Genomic DNA, 1546 nt, shown 5'->3' with positions numbered 1-1546 from the left:
TTTAATTAGAACGTTTCAGATGTTGTTTTTGCTTGCATGTGAAGCTGTAAATAATCCGGACCGCCGGCTTTAGAGTCTGTTCCTGACATATTGAAGCCGCCGAATGGCTGGTAGCCGACAATCGCGCCTGTACAGCCGCGGTTGAAGTACAAGTTTCCAACGTGGAAGTCTTCACGCGCTTTTTCCATGTTCATGCGGTTGTTGGTGATCACCGCACCTGTTAAGCCGTATTCTGTATTGTTCGCAATTTCGATCGCATGGTCGAAGTCTTTCGCTTTCGCAAACGCAACCACTGGGCCAAAGATTTCTTCCTGCATTAAGCGGGCTTGCGGATCTACATCCGCCACGATTGTCGGCTGAACGAAGTAGCCTGTTTCGCTGTCGCCTGTACCACCTGCTGCAATGCGGCCTTCTTCTTTGCCGATTTCCACGTAGCTCATGATTTTGTCAAAAGAAGCCTGGTCGATGACCGGTCCCATGAAATGGTTGTCTACCGGGTTGCCGACAGTCAATTCTTTTGTCAATTCCACCGCGCGGTTCAAGACTTGATCGTATACGTCTTCCACGATCACTGCACGGGAACAAGCGGAACATTTTTGTCCGGAGAAGCCGAACGCTGATTTTACGATAGATTGAGCTGCCAATTCAAGGTCTGCTTCTTTGTCCACAACGATCGTGTCTTTTCCGCCCATTTCAGAGATCACTCGCTTCAGCCAGATTTGGCCGTCGTTTAATTTAGACGCGCGTTCGAAAATGCGCAGGCCGACATCGCGGGAGCCTGTGAAAGAGATAAAGCGTGTTTTCGGATGGTCGACAAGGAAGTCGCCCACTTCAGCACCGCTGCCCGGCACGAAGTTCAGCACGCCTGCCGGAAGGCCGGCTTCTTCAAGCACTTCGATGAATTTCGCTGCCACGATCGGTGTCGTAGAAGCTGGTTTTAATAAAACCGCGTTTCCAGTAACAAGCGCTGCCACTGTTGTGCCAGCCATGATCGCAAGCGCGAAGTTCCATGGGGAAATGACAATGCCCACACCCAATGGGATATAGTCGTAACGGTTGTACTCGCCTGGACGGCTTTCTACCGGCATGCCATCTTTAATGCGCAGCATTTGGCGTCCGTAGTATTCAAGGAAGTCAATGGCTTCCGCTGTATCCGCATCTGCTTCATTCCAAGGTTTTCCGGCTTCTTTTACAAGAAGGGCAGAGAACTCATGCTTGCGGCGGCGGATAATAGCCGCTGCTTTGAACAGGACATCAGCACGGATTTCCGGCTTTACTTTTTTCCATGAGTCAAACGCTTTCACAGCTGCTTGCATCGCTTGTTCTGCGTGCTCGCGGCTCGCTTTGGATACGCGTCCGATCACTTCTTTTTTATCGGCAGGATTGTAAGAAACAATCTTGTCTTCTGTCGTGATTTTTTCGCCGCCGATTACAAGCGGATAATCCTGGCCAAGGTAGCTTTCTACCAGTTGAAGAGCTTCTTCAAATGCTTTCTTGTTCTCTGGTTTTGAAAAGTCAGTAAATGGTTCATGCTTATATGGAATCA

The 1546-nt window shown here is 49.6% G+C and carries 1 protein-coding gene; it reads right to left on the bottom strand.

Annotated elements, in window-relative coordinates; genetic code table 11:
• Positions 1-5 precede the first annotated feature (5 nt).
• Complete coding sequence (gene pruA, locus B1A98_RS19935; protein ID WP_052475364.1) at positions 6-1544, bottom strand: L-glutamate gamma-semialdehyde dehydrogenase; 1539 nt, start codon at positions 1542-1544, stop codon at positions 6-8.
• Between the last annotated feature and the right edge of the window lie 2 nt (positions 1545-1546).

Origin of the sequence: Pseudobacillus badius (assembly GCF_002189605.1) — a bacterium.
In the GTDB taxonomy this organism is placed as follows: domain Bacteria; phylum Bacillota; class Bacilli; order Bacillales; family Domibacillaceae; genus Pseudobacillus; species Pseudobacillus badius.
The sequence above is the reverse complement of the archived record's forward strand: the minus strand, read 5'-3'. Positions and strand labels throughout refer to the sequence as shown.